Source organism: Pseudarthrobacter sp. MOO14, assembly GCF_058267675.1.
Window position 1 is genome coordinate 1081657 of sequence record NZ_CM177849.1, and the last position, 25692, is coordinate 1107348.

Annotated in this window: 34 protein-coding genes; 10 read left to right on the forward strand and 24 right to left on the reverse strand. The window is 63.8% G+C overall.

Going from position 1 to position 25692, the window contains the following annotated elements:
• Positions 1-13: 13 nt before the first annotated feature.
• The 5 genes from cpaB to AC4EEV_RS04965 are packed head-to-tail and all read left to right on the forward strand — an operon-like array spanning position 14 to position 5273.
• Positions 14-757: a Flp pilus assembly protein CpaB gene (cpaB, locus tag AC4EEV_RS04945; RefSeq protein ID WP_491330277.1), complete on the forward strand. Its 744-nt coding sequence runs from the start codon at positions 14-16 to the stop codon at positions 755-757.
• Complete coding sequence (locus AC4EEV_RS04950) at positions 754-1947, forward strand: CpaE/TadZ family protein (RefSeq protein WP_491330278.1); 1194 nt, start codon at positions 754-756, stop codon at positions 1945-1947. Before cpaB ends, AC4EEV_RS04950 begins: the two co-directional genes overlap by 4 nt.
• Positions 1947-3449, forward strand: coding sequence for a TadA family conjugal transfer-associated ATPase (locus AC4EEV_RS04955; RefSeq protein ID WP_491330279.1), 1503 nt, complete (start codon positions 1947-1949; stop codon positions 3447-3449). The genes AC4EEV_RS04950 and AC4EEV_RS04955 overlap by 1 nt, the downstream gene beginning before the upstream one ends.
• Positions 3446-4378, forward strand: a complete 933-nt coding sequence (locus AC4EEV_RS04960) for a type II secretion system F family protein (RefSeq protein ID WP_491330280.1) — start codon at positions 3446-3448, stop codon at positions 4376-4378. Before AC4EEV_RS04955 ends, AC4EEV_RS04960 begins: the two co-directional genes overlap by 4 nt.
• Positions 4379-4385: 7 nt before the next feature.
• A complete protein-coding gene (locus tag AC4EEV_RS04965) occupies positions 4386-5273 on the forward strand; it encodes a type II secretion system F family protein (RefSeq protein ID WP_461840496.1) in 888 nt (295 codons plus the stop codon).
• A 59-nt stretch (positions 5274-5332) separates the two neighbouring features.
• Here AC4EEV_RS04965 and AC4EEV_RS04970 read toward each other — a convergent pair whose 3' ends face one another.
• Positions 5333-5500, reverse strand: coding sequence for a hypothetical protein (locus tag AC4EEV_RS04970; RefSeq protein WP_491330281.1), 168 nt, complete (start codon positions 5498-5500; stop codon positions 5333-5335).
• Here AC4EEV_RS04970 and AC4EEV_RS04975 point away from each other — a divergent pair.
• Positions 5490-5843 carry an Hpt domain-containing protein gene (locus AC4EEV_RS04975; RefSeq protein ID WP_231369817.1) on the forward strand — a complete coding sequence of 118 codons (354 nt, stop codon included), beginning with the start codon at positions 5490-5492 and terminating at the stop codon, positions 5841-5843. The genes AC4EEV_RS04970 and AC4EEV_RS04975 overlap by 11 nt on opposite strands.
• Before the next feature lie 8 nt (positions 5844-5851).
• Here the strand turns inward: AC4EEV_RS04975 and AC4EEV_RS04980 are convergent, their stop codons facing one another.
• Positions 5852-6637 carry a response regulator transcription factor gene (locus AC4EEV_RS04980; RefSeq protein ID WP_491330282.1) on the reverse strand — a complete coding sequence of 262 codons (786 nt, stop codon included), beginning with the start codon at positions 6635-6637 and terminating at the stop codon, positions 5852-5854.
• 251 nt (positions 6638-6888) lie between these two features.
• On the opposite strand from AC4EEV_RS04980, the gene AC4EEV_RS04985 reads away from it, so the two are divergent.
• Positions 6889-8556 (forward strand): sensor histidine kinase, encoded by a 1668-nt coding sequence (locus tag AC4EEV_RS04985; RefSeq protein ID WP_491330283.1) that lies wholly within the window; start codon positions 6889-6891, stop codon positions 8554-8556.
• Here AC4EEV_RS04985 and AC4EEV_RS04990 read toward each other — a convergent pair.
• The 8 genes from AC4EEV_RS04990 to AC4EEV_RS05025 all read right to left on the reverse strand — a co-directional run bounded on the left by AC4EEV_RS04990 (position 8553) and on the right by AC4EEV_RS05025 (position 13825).
• The gene (locus AC4EEV_RS04990) at positions 8553-9446 is read right to left on the reverse strand and encodes a tRNA pseudouridine synthase A (protein WP_491330284.1); all 894 of its coding nucleotides are present in this window, start codon (positions 9444-9446) and stop codon (positions 8553-8555) included. The two genes, AC4EEV_RS04985 and AC4EEV_RS04990, sit on opposite strands and share 4 nt — an antisense overlap.
• A 32-nt stretch (positions 9447-9478) precedes the next feature.
• Positions 9479-10054: a 50S ribosomal protein L17 gene (gene rplQ, locus AC4EEV_RS04995; RefSeq protein WP_109044358.1), complete on the reverse strand. Its 576-nt coding sequence runs from the start codon at positions 10052-10054 to the stop codon at positions 9479-9481.
• A 67-nt stretch (positions 10055-10121) separates the two neighbouring features.
• On the reverse strand, positions 10122-11132 hold the full coding sequence (locus AC4EEV_RS05000; RefSeq protein ID WP_013601812.1) for a DNA-directed RNA polymerase subunit alpha: 1011 nt from the start codon (positions 11130-11132) through the stop codon (positions 10122-10124).
• A 130-nt stretch (positions 11133-11262) separates the two neighbouring features.
• Positions 11263-11664 carry a 30S ribosomal protein S11 gene (rpsK, locus tag AC4EEV_RS05005; protein ID WP_018760435.1) on the reverse strand — a complete coding sequence of 134 codons (402 nt, stop codon included), beginning with the start codon at positions 11662-11664 and terminating at the stop codon, positions 11263-11265.
• A gap of 54 nt (positions 11665-11718) precedes the next feature.
• Entirely contained in the window at positions 11719-12093 is a 375-nt protein-coding gene (gene rpsM, locus AC4EEV_RS05010; protein WP_003803743.1) for a 30S ribosomal protein S13, read from the reverse strand.
• Between the two features lie 184 nt (positions 12094-12277).
• Positions 12278-12391: a 50S ribosomal protein L36 gene (rpmJ, locus tag AC4EEV_RS05015; protein WP_009358722.1), complete on the reverse strand. Its 114-nt coding sequence runs from the start codon at positions 12389-12391 to the stop codon at positions 12278-12280.
• 70 nt (positions 12392-12461) lie between these two features.
• Complete coding sequence (gene infA / locus AC4EEV_RS05020; RefSeq protein ID WP_009358723.1) at positions 12462-12683, reverse strand: translation initiation factor IF-1; 222 nt, start codon at positions 12681-12683, stop codon at positions 12462-12464.
• A 167-nt stretch (positions 12684-12850) separates the two neighbouring features.
• Complete coding sequence (locus tag AC4EEV_RS05025; RefSeq protein ID WP_491330285.1) at positions 12851-13825, reverse strand: P1 family peptidase; 975 nt, start codon at positions 13823-13825, stop codon at positions 12851-12853.
• 216 nt (positions 13826-14041) lie between these two features.
• Between AC4EEV_RS05025 and AC4EEV_RS05030 the strand changes: the two genes are divergently transcribed.
• The 3 genes from AC4EEV_RS05030 to AC4EEV_RS05040 are packed head-to-tail and all read left to right on the forward strand — an operon-like array spanning position 14042 to position 17326.
• Positions 14042-15001, forward strand: coding sequence for a carbohydrate ABC transporter permease (locus tag AC4EEV_RS05030; RefSeq protein WP_208294349.1), 960 nt, complete (start codon positions 14042-14044; stop codon positions 14999-15001).
• A complete protein-coding gene (locus tag AC4EEV_RS05035; RefSeq protein ID WP_018760439.1) occupies positions 14998-15918 on the forward strand; it encodes a carbohydrate ABC transporter permease in 921 nt (306 codons plus the stop codon). Before AC4EEV_RS05030 ends, AC4EEV_RS05035 begins: the two co-directional genes overlap by 4 nt.
• A gap of 58 nt (positions 15919-15976) precedes the next feature.
• A complete protein-coding gene (locus tag AC4EEV_RS05040) occupies positions 15977-17326 on the forward strand; it encodes an ABC transporter substrate-binding protein (RefSeq protein WP_018760440.1) in 1350 nt (449 codons plus the stop codon).
• A gap of 106 nt (positions 17327-17432) precedes the next feature.
• Here AC4EEV_RS05040 and map read toward each other — a convergent pair whose 3' ends face one another.
• The 14 genes from map to rpmC form a co-directional block, all read right to left on the reverse strand.
• Positions 17433-18260, reverse strand: a complete 828-nt coding sequence (gene map, locus AC4EEV_RS05045) for a type I methionyl aminopeptidase (protein ID WP_491330286.1) — start codon at positions 18258-18260, stop codon at positions 17433-17435.
• Positions 18261-18332: 72 nt separating this feature from the next.
• A complete protein-coding gene (locus tag AC4EEV_RS05050) occupies positions 18333-18902 on the reverse strand; it encodes an adenylate kinase (RefSeq protein WP_018760442.1) in 570 nt (189 codons plus the stop codon).
• Positions 18903-18907: 5 nt separating this feature from the next.
• A complete protein-coding gene (gene secY, locus AC4EEV_RS05055; RefSeq protein WP_026264301.1) occupies positions 18908-20218 on the reverse strand; it encodes a preprotein translocase subunit SecY in 1311 nt (436 codons plus the stop codon).
• Between the two features lie 211 nt (positions 20219-20429).
• A complete protein-coding gene (gene rplO, locus AC4EEV_RS05060; RefSeq protein ID WP_013601817.1) occupies positions 20430-20915 on the reverse strand; it encodes a 50S ribosomal protein L15 in 486 nt (161 codons plus the stop codon).
• Entirely contained in the window at positions 20916-21122 is a 207-nt protein-coding gene (gene rpmD, locus AC4EEV_RS05065; protein WP_018760444.1) for a 50S ribosomal protein L30, read from the reverse strand.
• A 2-nt stretch (positions 21123-21124) separates the two neighbouring features.
• The gene (gene rpsE / locus AC4EEV_RS05070; protein WP_018760445.1) at positions 21125-21841 is read right to left on the reverse strand and encodes a 30S ribosomal protein S5; all 717 of its coding nucleotides are present in this window, start codon (positions 21839-21841) and stop codon (positions 21125-21127) included.
• Positions 21838-22221, reverse strand: coding sequence for a 50S ribosomal protein L18 (rplR, locus tag AC4EEV_RS05075; RefSeq protein ID WP_018760446.1), 384 nt, complete (start codon positions 22219-22221; stop codon positions 21838-21840). Before rplR ends, rpsE begins: the two co-directional genes overlap by 4 nt.
• A 2-nt stretch (positions 22222-22223) precedes the next feature.
• Complete coding sequence (gene rplF, locus AC4EEV_RS05080) at positions 22224-22760, reverse strand: 50S ribosomal protein L6 (protein ID WP_018760447.1); 537 nt, start codon at positions 22758-22760, stop codon at positions 22224-22226.
• A gap of 18 nt (positions 22761-22778) precedes the next feature.
• The gene (gene rpsH / locus AC4EEV_RS05085) at positions 22779-23177 is read right to left on the reverse strand and encodes a 30S ribosomal protein S8 (protein ID WP_018760448.1); all 399 of its coding nucleotides are present in this window, start codon (positions 23175-23177) and stop codon (positions 22779-22781) included.
• Between the two features lie 82 nt (positions 23178-23259).
• The gene (gene rplE, locus AC4EEV_RS05090; protein ID WP_018760449.1) at positions 23260-23841 is read right to left on the reverse strand and encodes a 50S ribosomal protein L5; all 582 of its coding nucleotides are present in this window, start codon (positions 23839-23841) and stop codon (positions 23260-23262) included.
• Positions 23841-24203 carry a 50S ribosomal protein L24 gene (rplX, locus tag AC4EEV_RS05095; RefSeq protein ID WP_018760450.1) on the reverse strand — a complete coding sequence of 121 codons (363 nt, stop codon included), beginning with the start codon at positions 24201-24203 and terminating at the stop codon, positions 23841-23843. The genes rplE and rplX overlap by 1 nt, the downstream gene beginning before the upstream one ends.
• A gap of 3 nt (positions 24204-24206) precedes the next feature.
• Positions 24207-24575 carry a 50S ribosomal protein L14 gene (gene rplN, locus AC4EEV_RS05100; RefSeq protein ID WP_003803789.1) on the reverse strand — a complete coding sequence of 123 codons (369 nt, stop codon included), beginning with the start codon at positions 24573-24575 and terminating at the stop codon, positions 24207-24209.
• A gap of 483 nt (positions 24576-25058) precedes the next feature.
• Complete coding sequence (gene rpsQ, locus AC4EEV_RS05105; protein WP_018760451.1) at positions 25059-25364, reverse strand: 30S ribosomal protein S17; 306 nt, start codon at positions 25362-25364, stop codon at positions 25059-25061.
• Positions 25361-25690: a 50S ribosomal protein L29 gene (rpmC, locus tag AC4EEV_RS05110; protein WP_018760452.1), complete on the reverse strand. Its 330-nt coding sequence runs from the start codon at positions 25688-25690 to the stop codon at positions 25361-25363. The genes rpsQ and rpmC overlap by 4 nt, the downstream gene beginning before the upstream one ends.
• Positions 25691-25692: the final 2 nt, after the last annotated feature.

A 25692-nucleotide genomic window follows, 5' to 3' on the forward strand; every position in this document is an offset into this window, starting at 1 on the left:
ACAGGAGCAGTCAGTGAAGTCACGTATGTTGGCCGGTGTATCAGCAGTGGTGCTGGCCATCATCGGAGCGGTCCTCATCATCGCGTACGCCCAGGGCGCCGATGCCCGCGCCATGAAGGACATGGATCCCGTCGGGGTGCTTGTGGTGACCAAGGCCGTACCGGCCGGCTCCTCCCTCGATATCGTAAAGGCGTCAGTTGCGGTGCAGCAGGTGCCCGCAACGGCTGTTTCAAAAACCGCCCTGAAAAACCTCGACAGCTCGACTGGAAAAGTGGCCGCCGTGGACCTCGTCCCGGGAGAGCAACTCCTTGCCGAACGTCTGGTTGACCCGGCGGACGCTAAGTCAAGTGCTGCCATCAAAGTGCCCACAGGCATGCAGGAAGTCACCTTTGAGCTTGAACCCAAGCGCGTGGTGGGCGGCAGGATCGACGCGGGCGACCATGTAGGCATTGGTTTCAGCTTCGCTGCGGAGAAGGCAAAAGCAGGCGAAGCCACCACCCAGCTCACCCTCCGAAAAGTCCTCGTCACCGCCGTCCAGCGTGCCCCGCAACCCAGCGCAAAGCCCACAGACGGCACCAACCCGCAGGACACCACCCTCCCGCAGGGGTCGTTCATGGTCACCGTTGCCGTCAGCGATATCGACGCCACCAAGATCATCTATTCCTCAAACAACGGCGATCTCTGGCTCACCAAGGAACCCCTCGACGCCCAGGACAACGGCGGCTTCATCGCCAGGAAGGACACGGTGTACAAGTGAGCCGCTTCGTCCTCCTCTCCCCCAACGGCGACTTCGACCAGAAGCTGCGCGCCGCCGTCGTCAACGGCTTGCGCGGCAATGTCCAGACCATCTCGAGCGATATCCTTCCGGCGGGCCCTGCGGAACTGTTCTCCCTCCTCAACCAGGAGCAACCCGAGGTGCTCATCATCGGCCCGGATGTTCCGTACGAGGAAGCACTCCGGTTCGCCAAGGTCTTCGACGTCCAGCTGCCCGGCCTCAGCCTGGTCCTGGTCAGCGACGTTGACCCCGCCGGCCTGCTGCACGCCATGCGGGCGGGTATCCGCGACATCCTCAGCCCCCAGGCGGACGCCGCCGAAATCCGGGTATTGCTGGAGCGCGCCTGCCAGTCGTTCGCCACCCGACACCGCGGCCCCGAGGCGCAGCAGCCCGGAGACGGCAAGGGCCTGGTTATCGGCGTCTTCTCCCCCAAGGGCGGAGTCGGCAAGACCACCCTGGCCACCAACATTGCCATCGGCCTGGGCCAGGTGGCGCCCATGAGCGTGGTCATCGTGGACCTTGACCTGCAGTTCGGCGACGTCGCCTCCGGCCTCTACCTCAACCCCGAACACACCGTCACCGATGCCGTCACCCCGGCCGCAGCCCAGGACTCCCTGGTGCTCAAGGCCTTCCTCACCGTGCACCCGGCCGGCATCTACGCCCTGTGCGCACCACCCAACCCGGTGGATGCGGACCACATCACCCCGGACCAGGTCAGCCACCTCCTGGACCAGCTGGCCCAGGAGTTCCAGTACGTGGTGCTGGACACCGCCCCCGGCATGCCGGAAATCGGGCTGGCCGCCATGGAAAAATGCACCGACGTGGTCTGGGTCAGTGCCATGGACATCCCCAGCCTTCGCGGCCTCCGTTCCGGCCTGGAAGTCCTCCGCCAACTGGACATCATGCCCGAATCCCGCCACGTGGTCCTGAACATGGCCGACGCCAAAGCAGGCCTGAACGTCCGGGACGTCGAATCCACCATTGGCGCCCCCGTGGACGTCAGCGTCCCCCGCTCCAGGGCCGTGGCATTGTCCACCAACCGCGGCATCCCCGTCCTCCAGGACTCCAAGAAGGACCCGGCCGTCAAGAGCCTCCGCCAACTGGTCCAGCGCTTCAACCCGGCCTGGCGCACACAGGCCCAACGGAAGCTTCACCGAAGGGTGGTTATCTGATGAAACTCTCCGAACGCATCAACGCGGCCCAGGGCCGTCCCCCGGCACCGGCCGGCACCGCGCTGCTTGAGTCTCCACACCCGGCCCCCGCGCCTGTCCCCGCCGCCGCCGACGGTACGGACAAGCGCCTTCCCGCCCACGCCGCCGTCGTGCATTCAACGCATGACGCCGGCACCTCCTTTGTGCCCAAGGCACCTGGCGTGGACGTCTTCGCAGCCATGAAGGACAGGGCGGCCACCGCACTGTTCGAGCGCATGGGAGCGCGCTTCAACGACGCCGCCGTCACCGAGCAGGAACTGCGGAGCACCGCCAAGGATGAGCTCACCCGCATCATCGATGCAGAGCAGGTGCCGCTCAGCGCAGAGGAACGCGCCCGCCTGGTCCGCGACGTGGCTGACGACGTGCTGGGCTACGGTCCCCTCCAGCGCCTGTTGGACGACCCCGCCGTCACCGAAATCATGGTCAACCGGATGGACCAGATCTACGTCGAGCGGAAGGGCAAGCTGACACTTACCGAGTCGCGCTTCAGCTCAGAGGAACACCTCCGCAAAGTCATCGAACGGATCGTGTCCAAGGTGGGCCGCCGCATCGACGAGTCTTCCCCCCTTGTGGACGCACGCCTAGAAGACGGCTCCCGTGTCAACGCCGTCATCCCCCCGCTGGCCGTTGGCGGCTCCTCGCTGACCATCCGAAAGTTTTCCAAGACCCCGTTGACCGTCCGCAACCTCATTGACTTCGGCACGCTCACCCCGGAAATGGCGGAGCTGCTCAACGCCTGCGTCAAGGCCAAGCTCAACATCATCGTTTCGGGCGGCACGGGTACGGGCAAAACCACCCTCTTGAACGTGCTGTCCTCCTTCCTGCCGCACGATGAACGGATCGTCACCATCGAAGACGCCGTGGAACTGCAGATCCAGCAGGACCACGTGGTCCGGCTGGAAAGCCGGCCGCCCAACACCGAAGGCAAAGGCGAGGTGACCATCCGTGAGCTGCTCCGCAACTCCCTCCGTATGCGTCCGGACCGGATCGTGGTGGGCGAGGTCCGTGGCGGCGAATCGCTGGACATGCTGCAGGCAATGAACACCGGCCACGACGGCTCCCTGTCCACCGTGCACTCCAACTCGCCCCGCGACGCCGTTGCCCGCCTCGAAACCCTGGTGCTGATGGCCGGCATGGACCTTCCGCTGCGGGCCATCCGTGAACAGATCGCCTCCGCGGTGAACCTGATCGTGCAGATCTCCAGGCTCCGCGACGGGTCCCGCCGCATTACCCATGTCACCGAGGTCCAGGGGATGGAAGGCGACATCGTCACCCTCCAGGACGCGTTCGTCTTCGACTACTCCGCAGGCGTGGACGCCCAGGGCCGCTTCCTGGGCAAGCCCGTAGCCACCGGCATCCGTCCCCGGTTCATCGACCGGTTCGAGGACCTTGGCATCCATGTCTCACCGGGAGTTTTCGCCGGCCCGCTGTCACCGGGCGCGAAGCAGGGGCAACACTCATGATCGTCGGCATTGGAGCCGTCATCCTGCTGGCGGCCATCTGCCTGCTCGGCGTCGCAGTCCTCCTGCCGGGCGCCCCCTCGGTGCCGCTGGACCGCCGTCGTCCCTTTGAACCCCAGCCGCCGTCCTCCCTGACGCGCCTGGCCCTCTCGGGGGTCAAGTCCTTCGAACGGCTGCTCGCCGGCCGGAACGTGAATCTCTTCTCCCGGGCGGAACTGGAGAACGCGGGGCTGCGGCTGAGCCAGGCGGAATTCTTCCTGCTGGTGGGGATCGGAGCCTGCGTGGGAATGCTGGTGGGCATTGTCACCGTGGGACCCCTGGTAGGGCTGCTCCTTGCGCTCCTGGCACCGTTCGCCGGCAAGCTTGTCCTCGGGTTCCTGTCCGGCAAGCGCCGGGCTGCGTTCGACGGTCAGCTCGGCGATACCTTGCAACTGCTCTCCGGCGGCCTGCGCGCCGGACACAGCATCCTGCGCGCCATCGACGCCGCGGCCATGGAATCGCAAAAACCCACCTCGGAAGAGATGCGCCGCGTGATCACCGAGACCAGCCTGGGCCGCGACCTTTTGGCAGCACTGAACGACACCGCCGAACGGATGAAGAACGAGGACTTTGTGTGGATCTCGCAAGCCATCCAGATCAACCGTGAGGTGGGCGGCAACCTGGCCGAAGTGCTGGACCAGGTGAACGAGACCATCCGCGAGCGCGCGGAGATCAAGGGCCACATCAAGGCATTGGCCGCCGAAGGCAAGTTCTCGGCCTACATCCTCATCGCCATGCCGTTCGGCATCGTGGCCATGCTGCTGGCCGTCAGTCCCAACTACATGAATTCGATGTTTACCCACCCCCTGGGCTGGGTGATGATCGGTGCCTCGTTCGTCCTGATGACCATCGGTGCGCTGTGGATGCGCAAGATTATCGACCTGAAGTTCTGAGGAAGCCATGAACCTGACCGTCGTGCTTTCAATCCTGCTGGTCTGCCTGCCCCTGGCCGCATTGACCTGGTCCGTCCTGACCGTGGACAAGCAGGGCCGGATCGCTGCCGCCGAGTTGCTCTCGCGTGGTGCGCCGCCCACTGCCGCTGCCCCCGCCGGAACAGGGCCGGGACTCCTCGAGGCCTTGGGCAGGCGCCTGACTCCCCCCGCTTATGTCGCCTTCCTTGACCGGCTCCTGGCCCTGGCCGGCCGGCCTGCATCCATGCCGCTCGGAAAGGTGCTGGGGTCCAAGCTCGGACTTGGTGTGGCCGGCGCGGCCGTTGGCCTTTACCTGACCTCGATCGGCAGCTCACCGATAATGAAGCTGGCCGGACTCTTCGTCATGGTTCTTGGCTACTTCATCCCGGACCTCATGCTCTACAGCAAAGGGTCGGAACGGCAGAAGGCCATGCAGCTGGAACTTGCCAACACCCTGGACCAGATGCTCATTTCGGTGGAAGCCGGGCTGGGCTTCGAGGGCGCCATGGCACGGGCCGGTGAGAACGGCAAAGGCCCCCTTGCCGAGGAACTGGTGCGCACCCTGCAGGACATGCAGGTGGGGCGCAGCCGCCGGGAGTCCTACATCGCCCTGGCGGAGCGGACCAGCATTCCCGAACTGCGCAGCTTCGTGCAGGCCGTGGTGCAGGCCGACACGTATGGAATCGCCATCAGCCGGGTACTGCGCGTCCAAGCCAAGGTCATGCGCGTCAAGCGGCGCCAGCGGGCCGAGGAAAAGGCCATGAAACTGCCCGTCATGATCCTTTTCCCGCTGTTGTTCTTTATATTTCCGGTGCTCTTTATTGCCATTTTGGGACCGGCGGTCATTAATACCATCGCCACCTTTACTGGCCAGTAGGGTTGCTCAGCATGGCGGCAAGGTTGCCTCAAGGTTTACACAGAATCATCCGAAACAGGTCACTGAAGGATTTCCAGGAAGTAGCCTTGGACAATGCACAATCCCGATCCCGGCTCCAGCGGAAACAGCCCCGCTGCGGATTTACCGCCGGCCGGGATCGCGCCGCCGTCCATCCCAGCCGCAGGTGCGGCCCATTCGCTGAAGGCGGCCTCTCTCTTGCCTCTCATTGATGCATCCGTGCTGGATGAACTCGACGACGAACTCGCAGGGTCCGGGCTGGCCCGGCGCTTCGCCCGGGATTACGCCGCCATGTGGGACACGCGCCTGGCCCGGCTGGGAACAGCCGTGGACAGCCAGGACGAGGCCTCAGCCCTTGACGCGGTAATCAGCCTCAAAATCAGTTCCGCCATGGTGGGCGGCATCCGGCTCGCCAAGCTCGCCGAGGTCCTCGAAGCCCTGATCCGGCAAGGCGACTTCGTCCAGGGGCAGGCCATGATGGCCGGCGTTGCCCATGACGGCGCGCGGACGGTGTCCGAGCTCCAGTCAACCTTCATCCTCGAGCAGGGGTAGCTGTCCGGTCAGGCGTCGTCGGGCCGCCGCGGCGCGAGCCTGTACCCCACCCCGCGGACCGTCTGCAGCCAGCGCGGCGCCAGCTGGTCCTCCTTGAGCTTGCGCCGCAGGTTTCCCACATGGACTTCGACGGCCCGCTCGTCCGCTTCGCTGATGTAGGTGTCATGGTCGTAGAACTCCCCGCGGACCGCCCGCACCAGGTCAGCCCTGGTACACACGGCGCCGCCACCTTTCAGCAGCACATGGAGCAGGTCGAATTCGCTGCGCGTCAGGCCCAGCGGCTCCCCCCTGACTTCCACGGTGCGCGTCCGGTGGTTCAGGCGAAGCCCGTTGTGCTGCAGGATTCCGGACTCGGCGGGCGCGGCGGCAGGACCCGCTGCTTGGCCCCACGCGGCAGGTGACGGGCGCGGCCCGTTAACCTCCTGGCGTGGCCTGCGCATCATTGCCGCCACCCGGGCACGGAGCTCCCTGGGCCTGAACGGCTTGGCTATGTAGTCATCAGCCCCGGTGTTCAGGGCTGACAAGAGGTCCGGTTCCTCAGTCCTCCCCGTCAGCATCACCACGTAGGCGTTGCTGAAGGTCCGGATCCGCCGCAAAACCTCGAACCCGTCAATGTCCGGCAGCCCGATATCGAGAGTCACAACGTTGGCCTGCTTGCTGCGGACCACCTCTACCCCGGACCGCCCATCATCAGCTGTATGCACTTCAAAGCCCGCCTGGGTCAAAACACCTTCAAGGAGGTTCCGCACATCGGCGTCATCTTCGATGACCACAGCTACACCAAGATCGTCCATTGCTATCCCTGCGCCAGGCGGAGATGGCCCCCCATTGGCCCAGCGCCAATGCCATACCCGCTCCAACCATTTATACGCTACTAGTAAGCCCTGCTGATGACATCCGCAACGGCCCTAAAAATTGAAAAGTCAATTATTATGACAAGACATGTGCAATATGGGCGGAAAGGGGTACCTGCCCGGTATGGGAGCAATAGAGAAGGCCTCCCGGGCACTTTGCTTTCCACACGTAAGGGGTACGAGTCAGAAACATGGCTGAGCCATTGTTCCACCGGGGACCCGGCCGCATCTTCCGCAGGCTGGGAACCCGCGCCCAAGTGGCGTTGTGCCAACTCCCCATCACGGTCATTGTGGCCATCATTGCCGTAGCCACCCCCCTTGCCTGGCCGTCGCTCACGCACAGCCCCCTGTACCTGGCAGGCATTGCGTTGCACGCAGTCCTGTTCCTCGCCTGTTTCCTGATCCCCTGGGAACGCCTGGCACACCGGGCTTACCTGCTGATCCCGGTACTGGACTTCGCGGCCATCGGGTTCCTCCGCAACGGCGCCGCACCGCTGCTGCCGGGCCTGGCCGTGCTGGTGGTCTTCCCTGTGATCTGGCTGTCCGCCTCCGGCATGCTGACCCGGACCAGCCTGGTGCTCAGTTTTGTGGGCCCCTTCCTGATCATGGTCCCGCCAACCGTGGCCCACTTCCCGTCCGTCACGGCCTCGGACCTCACCACCGTGGTCCTCTTCCCCCTCATGATGCTCGCGGTTTCGCTGGCCATCCGCTTCGCGAGCGTGAACCTGCGGCTGCAGCAACGCGAACTCGCCGAAAAGGACCGGGAACTCCGTGAACTGCTGGACGCAAGCCGGGAACGGGAGAAGCTGCTGGAAACGGTGCTGGACGCCACCGACGTCGGCATAGCCGCCGTCGACCGATCAGGCCACTTCCTGGTCTCCAACAGCAGGCAACGCAACTTCCGCCGGGTCACCGGCGCCGACGAGGAAGTTCCCGGCCAGGGTCACCAGCTGATCTACGGCCAGGACCGGCGGACCCTGCTTCCCCCGGACCGGCGGCCCATCAGCCGGGCGATGGCCGGGGAATCCTTCGCCGACTACCTGGTGTGGGCGGGCGAGGGCCCGGAACAGCGGGCAGTCTCCACCGCGGCCCGTCCGCTTGTGGGCGAGGACGGCAGGCTCACCGGCGCCGTGGTGGTGTACAGCGACGTCACCGGCTGGGTCGAGTCGCTGGCGGCAAACCAGGACCTGGTGTCCAACGTGTCGCATGAATTCAAGAACCCGCTGAACTCGATCATCGGCAACGTGGACCTGGTGCTCGACGACATTGCCGACCTGCCGCCGCACGCAGCCAAACGCCTCCTGGTGGTGCAGCGCAACGCGGAGCGGATGATCGACCTGGTGGCTGACCTGACGGCCTCGGCGTCCACCACCATGAACGTCCACCCGAAACGGACCGACCTCGCCAGCCTGGTGGAGACCAGCCTCGGCTCCGCGCAGGCGTCGGCGCAGCGGTCCCACGTGGAGTTCGCCGCCGAGGTCCCCTCGCCGCTCTGGGCCTACGCTGATCCGCTCCGGATCGGCCAGGTACTGGACAACCTGGTGTCCAACGCCATCAAATACTCGCCCGACGGCGGTACGGTGAGCATCAGCGCCGAAGCGGACGCCCAGTGGGTCTCACTCAGCGTCAAGGACACCGGCATGGGGATGTCAGCGGAGGACGCCGCCAGGGTGTTCAACAGATTCTTCCGCGCCGAATCCGCGCGTCAGGCCGCCATACCCGGTGCCGGGCTCGGCCTGTCCATCACCCGAATGATCGTGGAGCGGCATGGCGGCACCATCACGTGCCAGAGCGGCGAAGGCCAAGGCAGCACCTTTACGGTGACGCTGCCGGCCGAGGGCCCACCGCCGTCGTTCTAATGTTGGCGCAGTGCCCGTGTCTGTTCGGCGCGGGCCAGCAGTTCGTGGTCGGACGGGTACGCCACTTCCTCCAGCACCAGCGGGTGCGGGGCGGCCAAAACTGATTTGGCGTCCCGTTTCTGCAGGAGCAACCGTTCGTGCAGCCAGCCCGGTTCCACGGTGCCCTCCCCCACGTAAAGGGCCGAACCCACCAAGGCCCGGACCATGTTGTGGCAGAACGCATCGGCCTGCACGGTGGCCACGATGACGCCGTCGTCACCGCGGGCGAACTCGAAGCGCTGCAGCTCCCTGATGGTGGTGGCACCTTCGCGCGGCTTGCAGAACGACAGGAAGTTTTGCAGGCCCAGCAGCTGCGAGGCACCCTGGTTGAGCAGGCCGACATCCAGCGGATTCTTGTGCCACAGCGTGAAGTACCGTGCCAGCGGATCCCAGAGGGCTGGTCCGTCCGCGATCCGGTAGCTGTAGCGCCGCCAGAGGGCCGAGAAGCGGGCGTCGAAGCCCACAGGCGCCAGGGCGATGTCATGGACTTCGACGGCGCCGTGGAGATCGCCCAGGGCACGGTTCAGCGCGCCACGGAGCCGGCGCAGCAGGGCGACGGCGGGATCAAGTTCGTGCCCGCGCGGCAGTGCCAGCCATTCAGCTTCAGTGAGGTCCAGGTGGACCACCTGGCCGCGGGCGTGAACGCCGGCATCGGTACGGCCGGCCACGGTGACCCGGACCGCGCGGCGCACCACCAGCTCGATCGCTTCCTCAAGGACTCCCTGGACAGTCCGCAGGCCCGGCTGCAGCGCCCACCCGCTGAAGGGACCGCCGTCGTACGAAAGATCGAGCCGGAGACGCAAAAACCCGCCGCCCCCTAAGACGGGGGCCGCGGGTTTTTGGTGGTTCACAGACCTAAGTCTATGCGAAGCAGGTCAGCGAATTACTTCGCGTCCTTCTCCTCGGCAGCCGGAGCTTCCTCAGCGGCCGGAGCCTCTTCGGTTGCGGCGTCCTCGGCAGCAGGTGCTTCTTCGGTTGCGGCAGCTTCCTCAGCGGCGGGAGCCTCTTCGGCAGCCGGAGCGGCAGCGGCAGCTTCCTTCTTGTCGGCGTCGCGCTTGGCGGCAGAGGTAGCCTCGGCTACTACGGCCTGCTTGGCGGAAACCGGCTCCAGGACCAGTTCGATGACAGCCATGGGAGCGTTGTCGCCCTTGCGGTTGCCGATCTTGGTGATGCGGGTGTAGCCGCCGTCACGGTTCTCCACTGCCTGGGCGATGTCGGTGAACAGCTCGTGGACGACGCCCTTGTTGCTGATCAGGCCGAGAACGCGGCGGCGGGAAGCGAGGTCGCCACGCTTGGCGAAGGTCACCAGGCGCTCTGCGTACGGCTTCAGGCGCTTGGCCTTGGTCACCGTGGTGGTGATCCGCTTGTGCTCGAACAGGGATGCTGCCAGGTTCGCGAGCATGAGGCGCTCGTGAGCCGGGCCGCCTCCGAGGCGCGGACCCTTAGTGGGGGTAGGCATAATTGTTTCTCCTCATGTGGAAGCCGTGGGCGGCACACCATGGTGCTGCCCGCGGCCAAGGTCTGGTTTAGAGTTCGTCGTCGCCGAAGGCGGCGTCGTCCTCTTCGATTGCTGCGGCGCGTGCTGCGAGGTCAAAACCGGGAGGCGAGTCCTTGAGGGACAGGCCCAGTTCAACCAGCTTTGCCTTGACCTCGTCAATGGACTTTGCACCGAAGTTGCGGATGTCCATCAGGTCGGCCTCGGAGCGGGCAACGAGTTCACCCACGGTGTGGATGCCCTCACGCTTGAGGCAGTTGTAGGAACGGACGGTGAGGTCCAGATCCTCGATCGGCAGTGCCATGTCGGCTGCCAGGGCAGCGTCGGTAGGCGACGGGCCGATCTCGATACCTTCAGCTGCGGTGTTCAGCTCACGGGCCAGACCGAACAGTTCCACCAGGGTGGTGCCTGCGGAAGCGACGGCATCGCGCGGGGCGATGGCCTGCTTGGTCTCGACGTCGACAATCAGCTTGTCGAAGTCGGTGCGCTGCTCAACACGGGTTGCTTCCACGCGGAAAGTAACCTTCAGGACCGGCGAGTAGATGGAGTCGACCGGGATACGGCCGATCTCTGCGTCGCCGGACTTGTTCTGAGCTGCCGAAACGTAGCCGCGGCCGCGCTCGATGGTCAGTTCAAGTTCGAACTTGCCCTTCGAGTTCAGCGTGGCGATGTGCAGATCCGGGTTGTGGAATTCGACGCCGGCCGGCGGAGCGATGTCCGCGGCGGTGACGACTCCGGGGCCCTGCTTGCGCAGGTAAGCCACGACGGGCTCGTCGTGCTCGGAGGAAACCGACAGGCTCTTGATGTTAAGGATGATCTCGGTGACATCTTCCTTGACACCCGGAACCGTGGTGAACTCGTGCAGCACACCATCGATCCGGATGCTGGTTACGGCAGCACCGGGGATGGAGGAGAGCAGGGTACGGCGGAGGGAGTTTCCGAGGGTGTAGCCGAAGCCCGGTTCCAGCGGTTCGATGATGAACCGCGAACGGTTTTCGGAGACTACCTCTTCGGAGAGGGTGGGGCGCTGTGCAATGAGCACTTAGGTTTCCTTTCGGCGAGCATCCGCTATATGACGCAACACAGGTGGTGGAAATTCGGTCTGAAGACTTAACGCGCTGGGCTTGCCCGGGCCATCACTGGTCCGGGCAAGCTCCTGCTGCGGAAAAGAATTAGACGCGGCGGCGCTTCGGCGGGCGGCAGCCGTTGTGCGCTGCGGGGGTGACGTCCTGGATGGAGCCAACCTCGAGGCCTGCGGCCTGCAGCGAACGGATTGCGGTTTCGCGCCCGGAACCCGGTCCCTTGACGAAAACGTCAACCTTGCGCATGCCGTGCTCCTGCGCACGCTTGGCAGCGGCTTCGGCAGCCATCTGGGCAGCGAACGGGGTGGACTTGCGCGAGCCCTTGAAGCCAACCTCGCCAGAGGAAGCCCAGGAAATAACAGCACCGGAGGGATCCGTGATGGAAACGATGGTGTTGTTAAAGGTGCTCTTGATGTGCGCCTGGCCAAGCGCGATATTCTTCTTGTCCTTCTTACGCGGCTTGCGAACCGCGCCACGAGTCTTCGGGGGCATTTTTTCTCCTACAGAAAGTTATTGGGGAAAGTCCGTAAATCCCGAGCGGGGATTTTAACGGGCCTTCTTCTTGCCGGCGACGGTACGCTTCGGGCCCTTGCGGGTACGTGCGTTGGTCTTCGTACGCTGACCGCGTACGGGCAGGCCCTTGCGGTGGCGCAGGCCTTCGTAGCTGCCGATTTCAACCTTGCGGCGGATATCTGCTGCTACTTCGCGGCGAAGGTCACCCTCAACCTTGTAGTTGCCTTCAATGTAGTCACGCAGCTCAACCAGCTGGGCGTCAGTCAGGTCCTTGACGCGAACGTCAGCGCTGATGCCCGTGGCAGCCAGGGTTTCGTGTGCACGGGTCTTGCCCACGCCGTAGATGTAAGTAAGCGCAATTTCCAGCCGCTTTTCGCGGGGAATGTCTACGCCAGCGAGACGAGCCATAGTGGCAGTACTCCTTGATAAACCGGAGGTCGTAGGCAGTACACCCGCACATTCCGTACGGCCCCAGCCTCCGACCGGGGGTTAGCTGTCCGGACTCTTTCGAGCTCAATGTTCCAGATCAGCTTGTGCTGCCTTTATTTACTTGCGTGGGTTAGCAACCCAGGATTTCCTTCGGGGAAGGAAATTAGCCCTGGCGCTGCTTGTGGCGCGGGTTCTCGCAGATCACCATGACCCGGCCGTTACGGCGGATCACTTTGCACTTTTCGCAGATCTGCTTGACGCTCGGCTTGACCTTCATGGCGTTCCTTTGCGTGTAACAGTTGGTCAGCTGGAGCAGCAGTCAGCATGCGCTGCAGCTGCCCAGCAATTTACTTGTAGCGGTAGACGATACGACCACGGGTGAGGTCGTACGGGCTCAGCTCCACCACTACGCGGTCCTCGGGGAGGATCCGGATGTAGTGCTGACGCATCTTTCCAGAGATGTGTGCCAGAACGATGTGCTTGTTGGTGAGCTCAACGCGAAACATCGCGTTAGGCAGCGCCTCGGTCACAACGCCTTCGATCTCAATGACCCCGTCCTTCTTGGCCATACCCTCCGCTAACTGTTGTTGCCGCAGCCCCGCCGGATTGCACCGGACATGACTACGAACGTTTTTGTTGGATCGATTGCCATCTCCAAGCCCAAAAGGGCGCGGCAGTCCAGACAACCAACAGACAACACTACGCCATCTGGCGGCGAAAGTTAAATCCAGCCATGCTAGCGCATCCGGTCGCCGTATGCACCATACGCACCCGCAGGAGTGGTCACGGCCTCCGCGCTGGCCACGCCGTCCAGGACGGCCAGGCGGACGACGTCGGCTGCCGCGCTTTGCAGCGAAATGAGGCTGGTTTGCCGGGCGGCTTCGTCCGTGCGGTCCAGCGCCAGGGCGCCGGTTGCGAGGCAGAATACGGTATCCCCGTCGGCGAGGGTGTGGCTCGGATTCAGGGCACGGGCAATCCCGGCGTGTGAGGCAGATGCCGTGCGCTTGCACTCCGCCGCATCCAGCACGGCATTGGTGGCCACGACGACCAGGGTGGTGTTCAACGGCGCCGGACGTCCCGGCTTGTCCTCCCGGTGATGGAGCCTGTCGGAATCGAGGGTTCGGTTCTCGACAAGCCCACCCACCGGGAGCCCGAGTGCGTTGACTATGGCCAGCGCACCCACAACTACGCCGTTCTCCAGCATGACCGATGCTGTTCCCACGCCACCTTTGAACTGTCCCCTGCCGATGAGGGCTCCGGTGCCGGCACCGACGTTGCCGCGCTCGACGTCGTGCCCTTCCGGTTGTGCCGACGCGGCGGCGGCTGCCGCGAAGCCCATGTCCGGCGTCGGCCGTGCGGCGAAGTCGCCGCCCCTGCCAAGGTCGAAGATCGCGGCTGCCGGAACGATGGGGACGACTCCCCCGGGCACGGCGAACCCGCGGCCGTTGGCCTCGCACCAGGCTTGGGCGCCGGCGGCGGCGGCAAGCCCGTAGGCGCTGCCACCGGCCAAGACCACCGCATCCACGGTGCTGACCAGCGTGGTGGGGTCGAGCGCATCCGTTTCGTGGGTGGCGGGGCCGCCGCCCTGGACGTCCACCGACCCCTTGGTGCCCGGCGGCGGCAGGACCACCGTGACTCCGGTCAGCCAGCCATCGCCGGTCCGCTGGTAGTGGCCTACCCGGATGCCCGGGACGTCTGCAATGGTTCCCATGCCCCTATTCTGCACGTCGCGGGCGCGCCCCTGCCGCAAGGGCAAACTTTATGCGAGACTGCATCCAACACAGCGTTAACGGGCGACGAAGCCTCGGATAACAGTCCTTCGAGAAGGGCAAATGCGGGCTTCAGCCCACTGACGGTCTGGTGTAGTTAGTCCCTAGATTCAGCCAGTGCCCGCCACGAGCAGGCTCCCGACCCGGGAGAGACACGCATGACCCGTCAACTCGCCCCGCATCCGTCCGCCAAGCCCAAGCGGCCGCCAGGACCCGCAGCGAAGATTCCGCACCGGCGGTGGACCGCAAGGAACCGCCGGGACTTCTTTGTTTTCCTTGCCATGGCGCTGCCCAACCTGGTGCTGATCGCCGTCTTCACCTACCGTCCGCTGATCAGCAACATGTATTACTCCACGCTGGACTGGACGCTGGGTTCCCCCACCGCCACCGTCGTGGGCCTCGCCAACTACGCCACCTTCTTCACCAGCAATGACGCCCCCAAAGTCTTGGGGACCACCGCCGTGTTCACCGTGGTGACGGTGGGCGGATCCATGCTGCTGGGCCTGCTGGTGGCGGTGGCGCTGAACGGGAAGATCCGTGGCACCACGTTTGCCCGGTCCGCCGTGTTTGCGCCCTACGTGCTCTCCGGCGTGGGCGTAGGCCTGGTGTGGCTGTTCATCTTCGACCCCGGCTACGGCGTCCTCGCCTGGCTGCTGCGCGGCATCGGCCAGCAGAGCCCACAGTGGATCAACGACCCCCAGTTGTCGCTGGTCATGGTGATCCTGGTGTACGTCTGGAAGAACCTTGGCTATTGCGCCGTGGTGTACCTTGCCGGGCTGCAGTCCCTGCCGAAGGACGTCATGGAAGCTGCATCCCTCGACGGTGCGAACGGGTTCCGGCGTTTCCTGAGCATCTCGCTGCCGCTGTTGTCCCCCACCACGTTCTTCCTCCTCATCACCACCATGCTCAGCTCGTTGCAGGCCTTTGACCTCATCCGCATCATGACGCCGCTGGGCGCCGGCACCAGCACCCTGATCTACGAGGCCTACCTCCAAGCGTTCGGGGCGTACAACCGGGCCGGCTATTCGGCAGCCATTTCCGTGGTGCTGTTTGCCATCCTCCTGGTGATCACCGTGCTGCAGCTGCGCTTCGTGGAACGAAAGGTGCACTACTCGTGACGTCCCTATCACCGGTCAACCCGGACCCGGCGGCCCCGGCGGTGTCGACGCCGGATCCGGCCCTCCGCCCCGACCGCCCCTTTTCGCGCCGAAACCTTGTCCAGACGATTGTTGGCGGCTACCTGCCGCTGCTCATTGCCACACTGGTGGTGTTCCTGCCCCTGCTCTGGATGGTCCTTAGCTCCTTCAAGTCCTCCGGCGAGATTGTCACCACGGACCTGAAGATCCTCCCGGAGAGCCTGAACCTGGAGAACTACCGGACCGCCATGACCACCGTCCCGTTTGGACAGTTCTTCCTGAACAGCACCATCGTTACCCTGGCGGGGGCCACCATCAAGGTGCTGCTCGCGATCCTGACGGCGTACGCGCTGGTCTTTGTCCGCTTCCCGTTCCGGAACTTCATCTTCCTGTTGATCCTGGTGGCCCTCATGGTGCCGCCGCAGGTCTCCATCCTGCCCAACTTCATCCTGATCGCCGGGATAGGCGGAAAGAACACCCTGTGGGGCATCATCCTGCCGGGCCTCGGCACCGCGTTCGGTACCTTCCTGCTGCGCCAACACTTCCGGACCCTGCCCGCCTCCATCCTGGAATCGGCGGAAATGGACGGGGCCGGGCACTGGCGCCGGCTGTGGCAGATCGTGGTTCCGGTCTCGGTCCCCTCCATTGCCACGGTGGCACTGGTGACCATCGTGACCGAATGGAACGACTACATCTGGCCGCTGATCATCACAGACCGGCCGGAGACCATGACCCTCCCGGTGGGCCTGACGCTGTTGCAAAACAGTGAGAGCAACGCCGCCGGCTGGGGCGTGCTCATGGCCGGCGCCGTCCTGGTCATCGTGCCCATCCTGATCATCTTCGCGGCCCTGCAGCGCTACATCGTGGCGGGCCTCACCCAAGGCAGCGTGACCGGCTAAGCTGCCGGCCGCCGTCGAACTTCCACCTTCCACAAGGCAACAACCGAAAGGAACTCTCATGGCATTGCATCTGGACCGGAGGCATTTCCTGGGCCTGGCAGGGGCTACCGCCTCCGCGGCCGCCCTGGCAGCATGCGGCGGACCCTCAACCACCGGCGGCGGCCAGGCCACGTCCCAAGCGGCCGACATCGACTTCAGCGGGGTAAAGCCTGCGGCCAAGATCGACTTCTGGTCCAGCCACCCTGGCCAGTCCCAGGACGTCGAAAAGAGCCTGATTGACAAATTCCACGCCCAGAACCCGGACATCACGGTCAACCTGGTTACGGCCGGCGCCAACTATGAGGAGATCGCCCAGAAATTCCAGACCGCGCAGGCGGCCAAGTCGGGCCTCCCCGGCGTCGTGGTCCTGTCCGACGTCTGGTGGTTCCGCTATTACACCAACGGCAGCATCATCCCCGTCGACAGCCTCACCAAGCAGCTGGACATGAAGATGGACGATTTCCAGAAGTCCTTGGTGGACGACTACAAATACGACGGCAAGCAGTGGGCCCTCCCCTACGGCCGCTCAACGCCCCTGTTCTACTACAACAAGGATCACTTCGCCGCCGCGGGCCTGCCCGACCGCGCCCCCAAGACCTGGGACGAGTTCGGGGAATGGGCACCCAAGCTGAAGGCGAGCTCCGGCGCCCAGTACGCCTACATTTACCCGGCCCTGGCCGGCTATGCGGGGTGGACGCTGCAGAACATGCTGTGGGGCTGGGGCGGCGGCTGGTCCAACGAATGGGACATCACGTGCGACTCAACCGAGTCCGTGGCGGCGCTGCAGTGGGCCCAGGACTCGATCTACAAGGACAAGTGGGCTGGCGTCTCCTCCAAGGAAGCCGCTGACGATTTCTCCGCCGGCCTGACCTCCACCACCATTTCCTCCACCGGCTCGCTGCTGGGAATCCTGAAGTCCGCCAAGTTCAATGTGGGCGTAGGCTTCCTGCCGGGCGGCCCGAAGGCGCAGTCCAACGTATGCCCCACCGGCGGCGCCGGCCTGGGCATCCCGAGCGGGATCACCAAGGAGGAACAGCTGGCCGCGGGTACGTTCCTGAAGTTCATCACGCAGCCGGAGAGCACCGCGGAGTTCTCTGCCGCCACCGGCTACATGCCCACCCGCAAGTCTGCCGACATGACGGCGGTCCTGGCCAAGACGCCGCAGATCAAGACGGCCATGGACCAACTGGCCGTCACCAAGGTCCAGGACAACGCCCGGGTGTTCCTGCCGGGCGCAGACCAGGAGATGGCCAAGGCTGCCGCGAAGATCCTCACCCAGCAGGGCGACGTCAAGTCCTCCATGACGGACCTGAAGAGCACCCTGCAGGGGATCTACGACCGGGATGTGAAGCCGAAGCTGAAGGCTTAGCGCTTTTCGACACGCGAAAGCCCTGGCGAACCCCGTTTATGGGTTCGCCAGGGCTTTTGCGTGTCGCTGAAGAAAACACGCGTCGTACCGCTCTTGGCGGTTTGGCCTAAGGGATGGGAACGGGTGTGACGCCCAGCGGCACCAGGTGCTCCGCGCCGCCGTCGGGGGCCGAAAGCACCCAGATGCCCTTCTCATGCACAGCAACCGAATGCTCCCACTGGCAGGACCGCTTGCCGTCGGTGGTGACCACGGTCCAGTCGTCCTCAAGAACCGCGGTGTCGATGCCGCCACGGACCAGCATGGGTTCGATGGCAAGGCACACGCCTGGCTTGATCTTCGGTCCCCGGTGGTTGGTGCGGTAGTTCAGCACGTCCGGGGCCATGTGCATCTCGGAGCCAATCCCGTGGCCCACGTAGTCCTCCAGGATGCCCAGGGGCTTGCCCGGAACGGAAGAGACATAATCGTCGATGGCGGCACCGATATCGCCCACATGGCTTCCCGTGGCCAGCGCCGCGATGCCACGCCACATGGCTGCCTCGGTGACGTCGGAGAGCCGCTGGTCTTCGGGATCCGCTGTGCCCACGATCACGGACCGCGCGGAATCGGAGTGCCAGCCGTCGACGATGGCACCGCCGTCGATGGAAATGATGTCACCGTCCTGCAGGACCCGGCTGCCCGGGATACCGTGGACCACTTCCTCGTTCACGGACGTGCAGATGGTGGCCGGGAAGCCGTGGTAGCCCAGGAAGTTGGATTTCGCGCCCGCTTCGTTGAGGACCGCTGCAAAGACGTCGTCCAGGTGCTTGGTGGTGACACCGGGCACCGCGGCGGCGACGGCGGCGTCCAGCGCGCGGCTGAGGACCAGTCCTGCTTCATGCATGGTGCGCATCTGGGCGTTGTTCTTGAATTCGATGCGGGGTTGGCCGAAGGCCATGGTGTGTCCTTTCAAATGGCTGAGGCTCCTCCCGGATTCCGGGAGGAGCCTCGATAACCGTGGCGCCTTGGGTCAGGCTGCCTGTGCGGCCTTGATGGCCTGCATCACGCGGTTGGTTACTTCGTCGATGGGACCGATCCCGTCCACCTGGGTCAGGATGCCACGCTCGGCATACTTGGCCACGACTGCCTCCGTCTGCTCGTGGTAGAGGTCAAGGCGGTGGCGGATGACGGCTTCGTTGTCGTCGCTCCGGCCCGTTTCCTTGGCCCGGCCCAGGAGGCGGTGAACCAGTTCCTCGTCGTCGGCCGTCAGCTGCAGCACCACGTCGAGCTTCTCGTCGCCGTCGGCGAGGATCTCGTCAAGGTAGTCCACCTGCGCGGTGGTGCGCGGGTAGCCGTCCAGCAGGAAGCCGTTTTCGACGTCGGATTCGCCCAGGCGGTCGCGGACCATCTTGTTGGTCACGCTGTCCGGCACGAAGTCACCGTTGTCCATGTACTTCTTCGCCTCGATGCCGAGCGGGGTTTCGCCCTTCACGTTGGCGCGGAAGATGTCGCCGGTGGAGATGGCCACAACGCCAAGGCGTTCTGAAATCCGCTCCGCCTGCGTTCCTTTTCCGGAACCGGGAGGTCCAATAATCAGCATTCTCGTCATCGCAAAAGCCCTTCGTAGTGACGTTGTTGTAGCTGCGCATCAATCTGCTTGACGGTCTCCAGGCCAACGCCCACCATGATCAGGATCGAGGTGCCACCGAACGGGAAGTTCTGGTTTGCGTTGATCAGTACCAGTGCCACCAGTGGAATCAGTGCCACGAAACCCAGGTAGAGGGCGCCGGGCAGCGTGATCCGCGAGAGCACGTACTGCAGGTAGTCCGCGGTCGGCCGGCCGGCGCGGATACCTGGAATGAAGCCGCCGTACTTCTTCATGTTGTCCGAGACTTCTTCAGGGTTGAAGGTAATCGCGACGTAGAAGTAGGTGAAGAACACGATCAGGAGGAAGTAAACCGCCATGTAGATCGGGTGGTCACCGCGGGTCAGGTTGTTGTTGATCCATTCAACCCACGGCTGGAGCTGCTCGCCGTTCCGAGGCTGGTTGAACTGTGCGATCAGCCCTGGAATGTAAAGCATGGAGGAAGCGAAGATCACCGGAATGACGCCGGCCATGTTCACTTTGATGGGAATGTAGGTGCTGGTTCCGCCCACGGTCCGGCGGCCGATCATCCGCTTGGCGTACTGGACCGGAACGCGCCGCTGGGACTGTTCCACGAAGACCACCAGGGCAACCGTGAGAAGGCCCACCACCAGGACGAGGAAGAAAGTCCCCGGTCCCTGGGAGGTCCAGATCGCGCCGAGCGAGGTGGGGAACTGCGCTGCGATGGAGGTGAAGATCAGCAGCGACATGCCGTTGCCCACACCCTTTTCGGTGACGAGCTCGCCCATCCACATGATCAGGCCGGTGCCGGCCGTGAGGGTGATGATGATCAGGATGGTGGTGATGATGCTCGTGTCCGGGATCACCGGGAGCTGGCAGCCCGGCAGAAGCTGGCCGGAGCGGGCCAGGGACACCAAAGTGGTGGCGTTGAGCAGGCCCAGGGCGATGGTGAGGTAGCGGGTGTACTGGGTCAGCTTGGACTGGCCCGATGCGCCCTCGTCGTAGAGCTGCTGGAACCGGGGAATGACCACCCGGAGCAGCTGGACGATGATGCTGGCCGTGATGTACGGCATGATGCCCAGGGCGAAGATGGACACCTGGAGCAACGCGCCGCCGCTGAAAAGGTTGACGAGCTGGTACAGCCCGCCGGCAGTCTGACCGTTATGCAAGCATTGCTGGACATTCTGGTAGTTCACACCGGGCGAGGGAATGAAAGCACCCAAGCGGAAGATGGTGATGATTCCCAGCGTGAACAACAACTTGCGTCGCAGATCAGGCGTGCGAAAGGCCCGGCCAAATGCGCTAAGCAAGCGTCCTCCTGTGGTGTCAATAAGAGTGGGGTTGCGGAACTTGATAAATCCCGACAACCGAGTCTAACGGTTGGATGCGCCATGCGAACAATCCATCCCCGCCGGGGTGCGCCGGAAGGCAGGAAAAATTCGCCCGGCGGATATGGAAAACTCCCGGTATCCGGGGCCAAAGCCCGCGGATACCGGGAGTTCAACAGCTGGCGCCGTCCCTTTAGAGGGCGGTGGTGCTTCCGCCTGCTGCGGCAATCTTTTCTGCGGCACTGGCCGAGAATGCGTGGGCGGTGACGTCAACCTTGACGGTGATGTCGCCGGTGCCCAGCACCTTGACGGGCTGGTTCTTGCGAACGGCACCCTTTTCGACCAGGTTCTCCACGGTGACTGCGCCACCTTCCGGGAACAGCTCGTTGAGCTTGTCCAGGTTTACAACCTGGAACTCAACCCGGAACGGGTTCTTGAAGCCGCGCAGCTTCGGCAGGCGCATGTGCAGCGGCAACTGGCCGCCGGCAAAGCCAGCCTTCACCTGGTAGCGGGCAGCCGTACCCTTGGTACCGCGGCCGGCGGTCTTACCCTTGGATGCCTCACCACGACCAACACGGGTCTTGGCGGTCTTGGCACCCGGAGCGGGACGCAGGTGGTGAACCTTCAGGGCGTTCTGCTTCTCAGCAGCCTGTGCCTTATCAGCAGTGTTCTCTGCCATTTACTTCGCCTCCTCTACCTTTACCAGGTGCGGAACCGTGTTGATCATCCCGACGGTCACGGCGTCGGCGGTGCGGACAACGGTGTGTCCGATCCGCTTCAGGCCGAGCGACCGCAGGGTGTCGCGCTGGTTCTGCTTGCCGCCAATGGCGGACTTGATCTGAGTGATCTCCAACTGAGCGTCGGAGGGGACCAGGTTCTTAGCCATGACTAGGCACCTGCCTTCGGGGCGAGAAGGGCCTTCACCAGTGCCTGGGGAGCAACCTCGTCCAGCGGCAGGCCGCGGCGTGCTGCCACGGATGCCGGCTCTTCGAGGCGCTTCAGGGCATCAACGGTCGCGTGAACGATGTTGATGGCGTTGGAGGAACCGAGCGACTTGGAGAGGATGTCGTGGATACCCACGCACTCCAGTACTGCACGGACCGGACCACCGGCGATAACACCGGTACCGGCGGAGGCCGGACGCAGCATTACGACGCCGGCAGCGGCTTCACCCTGAACACGGTGCGGGATGGTGCTGCCGACGCGGGGAACGCGGAAGAAGGACTTCTTGGCCTCTTCAACGCCCTTGGCGATAGCAGCGGGAACTTCCTTGGCCTTGCCGTAGCCGACGCCGACCATGCCGTTACCGTCACCAACGACCACCAGAGCGGTGAAGCTGAAGCGACGACCACCCTTGACGACCTTGGAAACGCGGTTGATGGTGACAACGCGCTCTACGAACTGGTTCTTTTCGGCTTCACGGCCACCGTCGCGGCCGCCACGGCCACCGCGGTCGCCGCGGCCCTGGCCACGGTCTCCACGCTCGCCGCGACGGGCGCCACCACGGCGGTCCTCGGCAGCGGGGGCAGTGGTCTCAGCAGCTGCGGCTTCGGGCGCCTTCTGATCTGCAGACACAGTGTCCTTTTCCTTGTTTGCTTCGGTCACAGTGACAGCCCACCTTCGCGTGCACCGTCGGCGACGGCGGCGATCCGGCCGTGGTACTTGTTACCACCACGGTCGAATACGACAGCCTCGACACCGGCAGCCTTGGCACGTTCGGCAACGAGCTCGCCGACGCGCTTGGCCTTGGCAGTCTTGTCACCGTCGAATGCACGAAGGTCAGCTTCCAGAGTGGACGCGCTTGCTACGGTCTGGCCAATGCTGTCATCGACAACCTGGACAAATACGTGGCGTGCGGAGCGGTTAACCACCAAACGGGGGCGGGCAGCCGTACCGGCAATGCGCTTGCGGATACGAAGCTGGCGGCGGCTGCGTGCAGCTGCCTTGCTCTTGTTCGTACGCTTCTTGTTAATGGCGATGGCCATGGTTACTTACCAGCCTTTCCGACCTTGCGGCGGATGACTTCGCCGGCGTAACGGATGCCCTTGCCCTTGTAGGGGTCAGGCTTGCGCAGCTTGCGAATGTTGGCAGCAACTTCGCCGACCTGCTGCTTGTTGATGCCTGAGACAGAGAGCTTGGTCGGACCCTCTACTGCAAAGGTGATGCCGGCCGGAGCGGAAACGCTGACCGGGTGGCTGAAGCCGAGAGCGAACTCAAGGTCAGATCCCTTGGCCTGAACGCGGTAACCGGTACCGACGATTTCAAGCTTCTTCTCGTAGCCTGCGGTGACGCCCTGGATCATGTTGGCGATCAGGGTGCGGGTCAGGCCGTGGAGTGAACGGGAGGCGCGCTCATCGTTCGGGCGGGTAACGGTCAGGGTGTTCTCGTCCAGGGCAACCTCGATGGGGCTGGCCACAGTGTGGCTAAGCTCCCCCTTGGAACCCTTGACGCTGACGACAGAGCCGTCAACCTTGACCTCAACGCCGGCAGGAACGGTGATGGGGAGACGTCCAATACGTGACATTATTCTCTTCCTTTCCCGTTACCAGACGTACGCGAGGACTTCGCCGCCCACGCCCTTCTTGCCGGCCTGCTTGTCAGTCAGGAGGCCGGAAGAGGTGGACAGGATTGCGATACCCAGGCCACCGAGCACGTGCGGGAGGTTGGTGGACTTCGCGTAAACGCGGAGACCCGGCTTGGAGATCCGGCGTACACCGGCGATGGAACGCTCGCGGTTCGGACCGAACTTGAGTTCGAGGGTCAGCTTCTTGCCAACCTCTGCGTCCTCTTCCTTCCAGCCGGCGATGAAACCTTCGGCCTTGAGGATGTCGGCAACGCGTGCCTTGAGCTTGCTGTACGGCATAGTCACGGAGTCGTGGTACGCCGAGTTTGCGTTACGCAGGCGCGTAAGCATATCTGCGACAGGATCTGTCATTGTCATGTGGGCTCATGCCCTTCCTCATAACGGTTTCCGCCGTTCCGTCCCCTGGGGAGCGGAGCAGCCGGACCTTTTACGTAGTTAATTAAGCTTCGGTTTTGAACGGGAAACCAAGCGCCTTGAGCAGCGCACGGCCTTCGTCGTCGGTCTTCGCAGTGGTGACAACCGTGATGTCCATACCGCGGACGCGGTCGATCTTGTCCTGGTCGATTTCGTGGAACATAACCTGCTCGGTAAGACCGAAGGTGTAGTTGCCATTGCCATCGAACTGCTTGCCACTGAGGCCGCGGAAGTCGCGGATACGGGGCAGGGCCAGGCTGACCAGGCGGTCCACGAATTCCCACATGCGGTCGCCACGCAGGGTTGCGTGTGCACCGATGGGCATGCCTTCGCGCAGCTTGAACTGTGCGATCGACTTGCGGGCCTTGGTAACCTGCGGCTTCTGGCCGGTGATCTGGGTGAGGTCGCGGACAGCGCCGTCGATCAGCTTGGAGTCCTTGGCGGCATCTCCAACACCCATGTTCACAACAACCTTCACCAGACGGGGTACCTGGTTCACGTTCGAGTACTTGAATTCATCCTGCAGCGCAGCCTTGATGGATTCGGCGTACTTGGTCTTCAGACGAGGAACGATCTTCGTTGCCGGGGTCTCGATAGTCTCGGTCATTAGATGTCCTTCCCGGTGCTCTTGGACACGCGGATGCGGACGGTCTTCTTGACGCCGTTCTTCTCCACAGTGTCGAGGCGGAAGCCCACGCGGGTCGGCTTCTTGGTCGACGGGTCAACCAGGGCCACGTTGGAAACGTGAATCGGGGCCTCTACAACCTCGATGCCGCCGGTCTTGGTGCCGCGCTGCGACTGTCCAACCCGAGTGTGCTTGGTGACGCGGTTAACGCCCTCAACCAGCACGCGGTTGGTGTCGGTGAAAACGCGCAGAACCTTGCCCTGCTTGCCACGGTCGCCGCCGCGCTCAGCCTTGGCGCCAGTGATGACCTGAACCAGGTCACCCTTCTTGATCTTTGCAGCCATGGACTAGAGCACCTCCGGAGCCAGAGAAACGATCTTCATGAACTTCTTGTCACGCAGTTCACGACCAACCGGTCCGAAGATACGGGTACCGCGGGGGTCACCGTCGTTCTTCAGGATCACAGCTGCGTTCTCGTCAAACTTGATGTAGGAACCATCCGCACGGCGGCGTTCCTTCTTGGTACGGACGATGACGGCCTTGACCACATCGCCCTTCTTTACGTTGCCGCCCGGGATTGCATCCTTGACGGTGGCGACGATGACGTCGCCGATGCCTGCGTAGCGACGGCCGGATCCACCGAGAACGCGAATGGTAAGGATTTCCTTAGCACCCGTGTTGTCGGCGACCTTCAGTCGCGACTCCTGCTGAATCACTATTTACTCCTTGCGTCGCGCCGGTTCTCAGGCCGTGGTCTTGCTACGGAATGAGCCTTGCGGAACGGTTGATCGGGGTGTCTCTTGACCTGCCTGGATTTTGCCAGACCAGGCCTAAACGCCCGTGCCAGAAGCAGTTGCTCCCATCCGTTCCGGGACGGATCCCGGGCGCACAGGGGCACTATGCTGTGGCACGCTTGTTTACGAGGTTGATGACGGCGCACAGAAGGCGCCATACAAACTCAATATCCTAGCACGTTTTCCGCCAGTCCCCATATCACCCCTCGCATCCGCACCGCAAGACGGACGACGGCGTCACGCACGGCAGCCTTTCGGCCCACCCATGGTGCCTGTCCCCCGCCGGCCCAGGCGCCGGCGTCGTCCGCGGCGTCCGAAGGGTGCCTGGCGTGACACTGCCGGCCCTTTAAACGAGGAAGCCCCCACTCCCGGAAGGGAGCAGGGGCAACAGCTAAGCAGCAGGTGCTACTTGGCCTTCTCGAGGATTTCCACGAGCCGCCAGTTCTTGGTGGCGGACAGCGGACGGGTCTCGGCGATGACAACGAGGTCGCCGATACCGGCGGTGTTCTCTTCGTCGTGTGCCTTGACCTTGGAGGTACGGCGGATAACCTTGCCGTACAGGGCGTGCTTTACGCGGTCCTCAACCTCAACAACGATGGTCTTTTCCATCTTGTCGGAGACCACGTAGCCGCGACGCGTCTTGCGGTAACCGCGCTCCCCAGCCTTGGCGGCGGTAGCAGTTTCCGTCACGTTCTCGTCCTTTTCACTCACTTGGCATCCTCCTCGGTCTCAACCGTTTCAGCCTTTTCGGCCTTCTTGGTTGCAGCCTTCTTGGACTTCTTTTCTTCCTTGGCTTCCACAACCGGTGCGGCAACCTCGGCACGAATGCCCAGCTCGCGTTCGCGGAGAACGGTGTAGATGCGGGCAATGTCCTTCTTTACTGCACGCAGGCGACCGTGGTTCTCCAGCTGTCCGGTGGCGGACTGGAAGCGCAGGTTGAACAGCTCTTCCTTGGCCTTGCGGAGTTCTTCAACGAGACGCTCGTTGTCGAAACCGTCCAGCTGTGCGGGAGCCAGATCCTTGGATCCTACTGCCATTT

Bases quoted from the DNA above. Each gene is read 5' to 3' on its own strand.
- rpmD (WP_018760444.1), bottom strand. From the start codon at position 21,122: ATGGCTAAGAACCTGGTCCCCTCCGACGCTCAGTTGGAGATCACTCAG.
- rpsH (WP_018760448.1), bottom strand. From the start codon at position 23,177: ATGACAATGACAGATCCTGTCGCAGATATGCTTACGCGCCTGCGTAAC.
- AC4EEV_RS04960 (WP_491330280.1), top strand. From the start codon at position 3,446: ATGATCGTCGGCATTGGAGCCGTCATCCTGCTGGCGGCCATCTGCCTG.
- rpsM (WP_003803743.1), bottom strand. From the start codon at position 12,093: ATGGCTCGTCTCGCTGGCGTAGACATTCCCCGCGAAAAGCGGCTGGAA.
- AC4EEV_RS04955 (WP_491330279.1), top strand. From the start codon at position 1,947: ATGAAACTCTCCGAACGCATCAACGCGGCCCAGGGCCGTCCCCCGGCA.
- rpmJ (WP_009358722.1), bottom strand. From the start codon at position 12,391: ATGAAGGTCAAGCCGAGCGTCAAGCAGATCTGCGAAAAGTGCAAAGTG.
- AC4EEV_RS05050 (WP_018760442.1), bottom strand. From the start codon at position 18,902: ATGCTGATTATTGGACCTCCCGGTTCCGGAAAAGGAACGCAGGCGGAG.
- rplO (WP_013601817.1), bottom strand. From the start codon at position 20,915: ATGGCAGAGAACACTGCTGATAAGGCACAGGCTGCTGAGAAGCAGAAC.
- AC4EEV_RS05040 (WP_018760440.1), top strand. From the start codon at position 15,977: ATGGCATTGCATCTGGACCGGAGGCATTTCCTGGGCCTGGCAGGGGCT.
- AC4EEV_RS04980 (WP_491330282.1), bottom strand. From the start codon at position 6,637: ATGGACGATCTTGGTGTAGCTGTGGTCATCGAAGATGACGCCGATGTG.
- AC4EEV_RS04965 (WP_461840496.1), top strand. From the start codon at position 4,386: ATGAACCTGACCGTCGTGCTTTCAATCCTGCTGGTCTGCCTGCCCCTG.
- rplR (WP_018760446.1), bottom strand. From the start codon at position 22,221: ATGGCCATCGCCATTAACAAGAAGCGTACGAACAAGAGCAAGGCAGCT.
- infA (WP_009358723.1), bottom strand. From the start codon at position 12,683: ATGGCCAAGAAGGACGGGGTCATTGAGATCGAAGGCGTTGTGACCGAG.
- map (WP_491330286.1), bottom strand. From the start codon at position 18,260: ATGGCCTTCGGCCAACCCCGCATCGAATTCAAGAACAACGCCCAGATG.
- rplX (WP_018760450.1), bottom strand. From the start codon at position 24,203: ATGGCTGCAAAGATCAAGAAGGGTGACCTGGTTCAGGTCATCACTGGC.
- rplE (WP_018760449.1), bottom strand. From the start codon at position 23,841: ATGACCGAGACTATCGAGACCCCGGCAACGAAGATCGTTCCTCGTCTG.
- rpsK (WP_018760435.1), bottom strand. From the start codon at position 11,664: ATGCCCCCGAAGACTCGTGGCGCGGTTCGCAAGCCGCGTAAGAAGGAC.
- AC4EEV_RS04970 (WP_491330281.1), bottom strand. From the start codon at position 5,500: ATGAGAGGCAAGAGAGAGGCCGCCTTCAGCGAATGGGCCGCACCTGCG.
- rplF (WP_018760447.1), bottom strand. From the start codon at position 22,760: ATGTCACGTATTGGACGTCTCCCCATCACCGTTCCTGCCGGCGTTGAG.
- rplQ (WP_109044358.1), bottom strand. From the start codon at position 10,054: ATGCCTACCCCCACTAAGGGTCCGCGCCTCGGAGGCGGCCCGGCTCAC.
- AC4EEV_RS04985 (WP_491330283.1), top strand. From the start codon at position 6,889: ATGGCTGAGCCATTGTTCCACCGGGGACCCGGCCGCATCTTCCGCAGG.
- rpmC (WP_018760452.1), bottom strand. From the start codon at position 25,690: ATGGCAGTAGGATCCAAGGATCTGGCTCCCGCACAGCTGGACGGTTTC.
- AC4EEV_RS05025 (WP_491330285.1), bottom strand. From the start codon at position 13,825: ATGGGAACCATTGCAGACGTCCCGGGCATCCGGGTAGGCCACTACCAG.
- AC4EEV_RS05030 (WP_208294349.1), top strand. From the start codon at position 14,042: ATGACCCGTCAACTCGCCCCGCATCCGTCCGCCAAGCCCAAGCGGCCG.